This window comes from Moorena sp. SIO2C4 (genome assembly GCF_010672485.1).
GTDB lineage: Bacteria > Cyanobacteriota > Cyanobacteriia > Cyanobacteriales > Coleofasciculaceae > Moorena > Moorena producens.
Genome location: NZ_JAAHGN010000654.1, coordinates 1 through 4283, shown reverse-complemented (window position 1 = coordinate 4283; position 4283 = coordinate 1). Strand labels below are relative to the sequence as shown.

Below are 4283 nucleotides of genomic sequence, written 5' to 3'. Positions count from 1 at the left end.
ATTCATCCCACACTCAAGCGCGTTCCCTTAGCGTGGCCAAAGGCCAAGCGTCGCAGATGTGGGGCTTCTTTTGCCGGAAGCTAAAACTTCACGGGAGCGTGGAAACCACACCTATGGGCGACGGGGTAGGAAAAACCAGCTGGGGTCTTTACTCCCAGTCAGGGTATGGGGTGTTGACAGCCTATAGACTTTTTATATGTACCTTTCTCAATTTATCTTATACAAAGGGGATTGAACACATTGAACACAGCGAATGTTGAAGCCCCAGCCTGTTTCAGATGTATCGCGTTAATTCAACTCGATATCGTTGTTTTTTAGTAATAGAGACATCCCCAACCTCCAAGCGTCCTTTACCACGAATGGCAATCAAATCTCCAGATTTGACTGTATAGCTAGATTGTTTGACCTCTTTCCAGTTAACCCGCACATCCCCAGTGGTAATGAAATCCACCATCTTGCTGCGGGACATACCAAACCCAGCCGATGCGATCGCATCTAGACGCATGGAAGCTTCTGTTGTTGTTCTGAGTTTCTTTTTCGGTTCCTTAACTTTGAGTTCACTCAAATCAATCCGTTGAGTTTTGACAGGTACCGAACGAACCTGATTTAAATTCAGCTCCAGAAACTCTACCAATTCTGGTACGACAATCACCTGAGCACCTCGCTCTCCCAAGACAATAATGTCCCCAATCTTCTCTCGCACCAATCCAGTTCCCAGAATTGCGCCCAAGAAATCCCGGTGAGTTGCCGTATCAAACAAAAAATTCCCAGCAATATCCAAACCGACCACCTCTACCTGAGATTGATCCAGAGGCAATTCCTCACGGGCAATCCCTAACCGTTGTCGTTCCGCTTGAGGATATCCCCCCCAAGCCAGTAATTGCACCTCTGTCAACCGTTGAAACTGCTGAGCAACCTCTACCAAAACTGGCGGTGATAGAAAATCAGTCAATACCACCTCCCAAGTCTTAATTGCTTGATCAGCTTGGTCAATCACACGAGCCACATCCTCTCGATTCTCTACACTTTTTAAAAGTTCTTCTCTAGGTAGCATTTATAATAACTTGTTAAAGACGTTTGATTCCAAATTTTAAATAATTATTTCCTCAAATTGTAATTAGGATTTAGCGTAAGCTATCAGCTATCAGCGTGTCGCGTATCAGCTATCAGCTTATGTGCTACGCACACGCTACTTGAGGTGCTATCAGCTAATGCGCTAAGTCACAGGCTAGAAGCCTGTTCCACCCACGCTACACTGAACAGCTTTTGAATAAAATAAGCTGACGGCTGACCGCTGACAGCTGAATGCTTACGATTTAGCAATAGGTAATTAGTTTCCTATAGCATCTATTACCCATTACTAAATATAAAAGTTATCTTTCTTAAATTTTATTGATTTTTATTTACATTTATGGTTAGTTACTTACCACTCTTTGCGCCTTTGGGATTTTTACCACAAAAATAATTGCGCAACCCTTAATTACTCTCCAGGAACTCATACCTTTGAATAGTCTCCGGCTGAAACTGACCCAGAATTTTAGTCCCTAGCTCCGTCAAACTCTCGGATCCCTGAACCACAATTAAGTATTTCCCCTGATTCAGACGGTTCCGATAAGGCAGTGCATCACCACTACCAACACTCAACCCAACCCCACCTCCAACGAAAACGCTACCCATTGCTGCTGCGATCGCACCAAATACCCCTCCCAGGAGATGGTTACCAATTTCACTAGAGAAGCCAAACAGTTTTATTTCAGTTAGCACATTGAACAGATAACCCGCCGCAAATCCAAAGGGAATCAACCAATATGCCATGCGTCGGGCTCCCTTGATTCCCTGTTGTTTGGGGTCAATGAATCCAAACTCATCAGCACTCTTATATCCTCTACCCAAGATACTTACTCGATCCATAGGTAACTCTTCTTTTTCCAAAGCAGTATAAGCTTCTTCTGCCTTAATGCGGTTGGGGAATACAGCAATCACATATTTCATCGCCAGTTGTGCTGATTATCTAGATATGAACTTGACTTGAACTCTTCCTTGAGCTCGTTTTGATCCCCCGCCTCAAGCACAGGGGTTTTCAACAGTGAGAGTTTTGAGAAATTTTCCATCAAAGATGGGGGAAACTTAAAATCTTTTAGATCACTAGCTATCCAGGGATACCTTTGCAGTTAAGATAGCATACTGCGGTCAGAGCTACTGAATGTGAACAAATCGACCTGTTCAACTACATTTCCTTGTAGTTAAGTGCTATTGGATGATGATTCATCTCTAGTACTCTTGGGGTTGATCTTAGTTTCTCATCGAATAGCTCCAGCACCGTGTGTATAGCCCATTAACCTATCTCCTGGTCATGTCTAAGGTTCTTGTTTCTGACTCAATTGATCAAGCTGGGATTGATATCCTTTCCCAAGTTGCTGAGGTTAATTTCAATCCGAATGTATCACCGGAAGAACTATTGACAATTATCCCAGACTATGATGCTCTGATGATTCGCTCTGGCACCCGCGTTACCCAAGAGGTAATTGAGGCGGGCAAGCAACTCAAGATCATTGGTCGTGCTGGTGTTGGGGTTGACAATGTCGATATTCCAGCAGCAACTCGTCATGGGATTGTAGTGGTTAACTCTCCGGAAGGAAATACTATAGCCGCAGCCGAACATGCCCTGGCCATGATGCTAGCTCTATCTCGCCATATCTCCGATGCTAATCAGTCAGTTAAAAGCAATAAGTGGCAGCGTAAGCTTTTTATTGGCACAGAAGTTTACAAAAAAAACCTTGGTGTAGTTGGCTTGGGTAAAATTGGCTCCCATGTGGCAACCGTAGCCCGAGCAATGGGAATGAAGTTGCTGGCCTATGATCCCTTCATTTCCGTGGAACGGGCGGAACAGCTAGGCTGTCGTTTAGTCGAGATGGATTTGCTGTTGCGGGAGTCTGATTACATCACACTGCATATCCCCAAAACTCCAGACACCACTCATCTAATTAATGACGAAGCCATTGCTAAGATGAAGCCGACTGCCCGAATTATCAACTGTTCCAGAGGAGGCATTATTGATGAAGAAGCCCTGGCTAAGGCACTAAAAGAGGGTCAGATTGCTGGTGCAGCATTGGATGTTTATGAATCAGAACCACTAGGAGAATCTCCCTTGCGTGAATTGGGGAAAGAAATAGTTTTGACCCCCCACCTAGGGGCATCTACCGCAGAAGCCCAAGTTAATGTTGCTGTTGATGTAGCCGAACAAATTCGGGATGTCCTCTTAGGCTTACCGGCCCGTTCAGCAGTTAATATTCCTGGATTGTCACCCAATGTGATTGAAAAACTCAGACCATACATGGAGTTGGCAGAAACTCTGGGTAACCTAGTTGCTCAACTGGCGGGGGGACGCATTGAATTACTTGATGTCCGATTACAGGGAGAGTTAGCTACCAACGAAAGCCAGCCCTTAGTGGTTGCTGCCCTGAAAGGCTTACTTTCCCAGGCACTGCGAGAGCGGGTAAACTATGTCAATGCATCCATTGAGGCAAAAGAGCGGGGTATTCGGGTAATTGAAACCAGGGATGCTTCGATGCGAGACTATTCTGGATCCCTACATCTATCAGCTACCGGGTCCATGGGAAAACATTCTGTAACGGGTGCTCTGTTGAATGATGGGGAAATCCACATTACCAGTATCGACGAATTCCCGATTAATGTTCCTCCCACTCACTATATGCTGTTTACCGTACACCGGGATATGCCGGGAATTATTGGTAAAATTGGCTCTCTGCTCGGTAGTTTTAATGTCAATATTGCCAGTATGCAGGTGGGTCGCAAAATTGTGCGGGGTGATGCAGTTATGGTGCTTAGTCTAGATGACCCCTTACCTGAGGGAGTTTTGACAGAGATTATAAAGGTGCCAGGGATCAGGGATGCTCACACGGTAACTTTATAAGTTAAGTACTGAATACGTTCAGTATTGAGTGCTGAGTGCTGAGTGCTGAATATGGGGAAAAGGTTATAGGTACAAAAAATCTTGATCCTTAACCAAGGAGCGCGTATCTCCCCCTCCTAACTCCCCACTCTTCAACTCAGCACTCTTGACCAAAAAGATGGGTTTCAAGCCCCGTCCTTCTAGGACTGCTTTCAAATAATCTGTTATTATCAAACAGTGGCCTAACACAGACAGGATTCGTCGGTACTGTCATAACTCCACGACGTAAAGCGATGTTAGAACCTGAGGCGCGAAAAACCTCATTAAAAACGTATGGATCCTAATAGATACCGAAAACCAGTAAAGCAAA

At 44.8% G+C, this 4283-nt stretch carries 4 protein-coding genes; 2 read left to right on the top strand and 2 right to left on the bottom strand.

From position 1 onward, the window contains the following. Positions 1-260, top strand: a 260-nt coding sequence (locus F6K20_RS26530; protein WP_287296627.1) for a hypothetical protein, incomplete at its 5' end; no start/stop codon positions are given. 14 nt (positions 261-274) lie between these two features. On the opposite strand, the gene F6K20_RS26525 is transcribed toward F6K20_RS26530, so the two are convergent. Next, complete coding sequence (locus tag F6K20_RS26525) at positions 275-1054, bottom strand: photosystem II electron transport protein, Sll1252 family (protein WP_287251568.1); 780 nt, start codon at positions 1052-1054, stop codon at positions 275-277. Between the two features lie 422 nt (positions 1055-1476). Then, a complete protein-coding gene (locus F6K20_RS26520) occupies positions 1477-1992 on the bottom strand; it encodes a hypothetical protein (protein WP_008184537.1) in 516 nt (171 codons plus the stop codon). A 361-nt stretch (positions 1993-2353) separates the two neighbouring features. On the opposite strand from F6K20_RS26520, the gene serA reads away from it, so the two are divergent. Next, the gene (serA, locus tag F6K20_RS26515; protein WP_287296625.1) at positions 2354-3934 is read left to right on the top strand and encodes a phosphoglycerate dehydrogenase; all 1581 of its coding nucleotides are present in this window, start codon (positions 2354-2356) and stop codon (positions 3932-3934) included. The last annotated feature ends 349 nt before the right edge of the window (positions 3935-4283 follow it).

Coding starts and splice junctions, on each gene's coding strand:
- F6K20_RS26525 (WP_287251568.1), bottom strand. CDS start 1,054: ATGCTACCTAGAGAAGAACTTTTAAAAAGTGTAGAGAATCGAGAGGAT.
- F6K20_RS26520 (WP_008184537.1), bottom strand. CDS start 1,992: ATGAAATATGTGATTGCTGTATTCCCCAACCGCATTAAGGCAGAAGAA.
- serA (WP_287296625.1), top strand. CDS start 2,354: ATGTCTAAGGTTCTTGTTTCTGACTCAATTGATCAAGCTGGGATTGAT.